Origin of the sequence: Frisingicoccus caecimuris (genome assembly GCF_004340975.1) — a bacterium.
GTDB classification, from domain to species: Bacteria; Bacillota; Clostridia; order Lachnospirales; family Lachnospiraceae; genus Frisingicoccus; species Frisingicoccus caecimuris.
On sequence record NZ_SLXA01000029.1, the window covers coordinates 1 to 2,289 of the forward strand.

Below are 2,289 nucleotides of genomic sequence, written 5' to 3' on the forward strand. Positions count from 1 at the left end.
GGCTACACCGACTTAAGGCGTGGAATTGATGGTCTGGCATCCACTATTAAATATCAATTCGAGCTGGATCCCTTTCAGAAAAACATCCTGTTTCTCTTCTGTGGTAAACGTACCGACCGAATCAAAGGGCTGGTTTGGGAAGGAGATGGGTTCCTGCTTCTTTACAAACGATTAAATGTTGGCGGATTCAGTTGGCCTCGTACGAAGGAAGAGGCCATGGAAGTTACTCCCAAACAATACCGTATGCTGATGCAGGGATTAGAAATCGTTGCCAGGCGTCCGATCGAGGAACTGACAGATCCTCCAAAAACAATGTGATTGTGCAATACGTAGAAAATAAAATTTCTATTTTTTACACTTAAAAACGATACAAAATATATTTTTATTAGTTATCCACAAAAGCGTTTTCTGCTTAAGTAATTCTTTTCACGAAAGAAGAATCCTTTGCAGAGTCTGTGGATAACAGTCATGAGTATCTCATAGATCCTAAGATATTCATGATTGTTATCCACCGTCAAAACGACGAATAACAATACGTGGTGAATTCGCCCAAACTCGTATTTTCTGCTATAATGACTTCAGAAATAAAAGGAGTTTGAACAATGGCATTTAAATTCACCGAAGAACAACTGAATACATTGGATAAGTCTTTTATCGTAGAGTTATTCCTCCAGCTTCAGGAACAGAACGATAAGCTTTCTGGTGAGATACAAGATCTAAACAGAAAAATGGAACTCCTTATTGAACAGGCCACTCTTTCCAATAAGAACAGATTCGGCAGATCTTCTGAGAAGATGGATGATGCCAGTCAGATCTGTTTTATGGAAATAGATGGAACCATCGTTTTCTTCAATGAAGCCGAGGCGGTATCTGATCTGGATGCCGAAGAGCCTGAAACTTTGGAATCAAAACCAGCTCGCAAACCAAAATCTGTTGGTAAGAAGGATGCCGATCTGTCAGGTCTTCCGGTGAACATCATTACACACTACATGACCGAGGAAGAATTAGTGGCTGAGTTTGGAGAAAACGGTTGGAAGCAGCTTCCAGATGCTATCTCCAAACGTTACCGTTTCATTCCTGCAAAGATTGAAATAGACGAGCATCATGTTGGTGTGTATGCAAGCAAGAAAGATGGACGAATTATAAAAGCAGACCATCCACAGGCATTGCTTCACGGAAGTCTGGTATCTCCAACACTTGCTGCAGCGATTATGAATGGCAAGTATGTCAATGCTGTTCCTCTCTATCGCCTGGAACAGGAGTTTTCCCGTTATGGTCTTAGCATCACACGTCAAAACATGGCCAATTGGATGATTAGACTGGGCGAAAGCTATCTGGCAATCCTGTACGATTATCTCCATCAAAAGCTGTATGATTATCATGTGATTCAGGCAGATGAAACTCCTGTTTTGGTACATCGAGATGGTCGTCCTGCCGGATCCAAGAGCTACATGTGGGTGTATCGCTCCGGGCATCTGTACAAAGACAAACAGATCGTCCTGTACGATTACCATAAAACTCGCAACAGCTCCCATCCAAGGGAATTCCTCAAGAACTATTCCGGCATCTGTGTGACGGATGGATATCAGGTCTACCACAAAGTGGAAAAAGAACGCGAGGATCTGCGAATCGCAGGCTGCTGGGTTCATGCCAGAAGAAAGTTTGATGAGGCGATGAACGTTGTTCCAAAAGAACAGCGTAAGAAGTCCAACGCCTATCTGGTAATGAAACAGATACAGGCAATCTATCGCGAAGAAGGAAAACTACAAGAACTCCCACCTGATGAGAGACTTATGCAGCGACAACTGGTTATAAAACCATTGGTTGATGCCTTATTTGTGTACCTCAAAAAAATGGAACCAACCGTCCCCTCCAGCGGACAGCTTCGAAAGGCATACACATATATCTTGAATCAGGAGAAATACCTCCGGGTATTTCTGGAAGATGGCGAAGTTCCAATCGACAACAACGCATCAGAACGTGCCATCCGAGGTTTCTGCATTGGCAAAAAGAACTGGCAGATGATTGACACCATCAACGGTGCCCATTCATCTGCGATCATTTACAGCATTGCGGAAACAGCAAAGGCAAACAACCTAAAACCGTATGATTACTTCGTATATCTCTTAGAAGAGATACCGAAACATATGGAAGATACCAACCGGTCCTTTCTGGATGATCTGTTACCGTGGTCACCAAATCTACCGGACGGGATTCGAAAAAACTGATAACCAGGGCTGCCGTGAGGCGGCTCTTAATTTTGGGAGGTACTCGCTATTGAGCGTTTAC

General features: G+C 43.2%; 2 protein-coding genes. Both read left to right on the plus strand.

Annotated elements, in window-relative coordinates:
• Positions 1-318 (plus strand): IS66 family insertion sequence element accessory protein TnpB (tnpB, locus tag EV212_RS13320; RefSeq protein WP_132094474.1); only part of this gene is annotated, 318 nt, incomplete at its 5' end.
• 284 nt (positions 319-602) lie between these two features.
• Complete coding sequence (tnpC, locus tag EV212_RS13325; protein WP_132094477.1) at positions 603-2,228, plus strand: IS66 family transposase; 1,626 nt, start codon at positions 603-605, stop codon at positions 2,226-2,228.
• Positions 2,229-2,289: the final 61 nt, after the last annotated feature.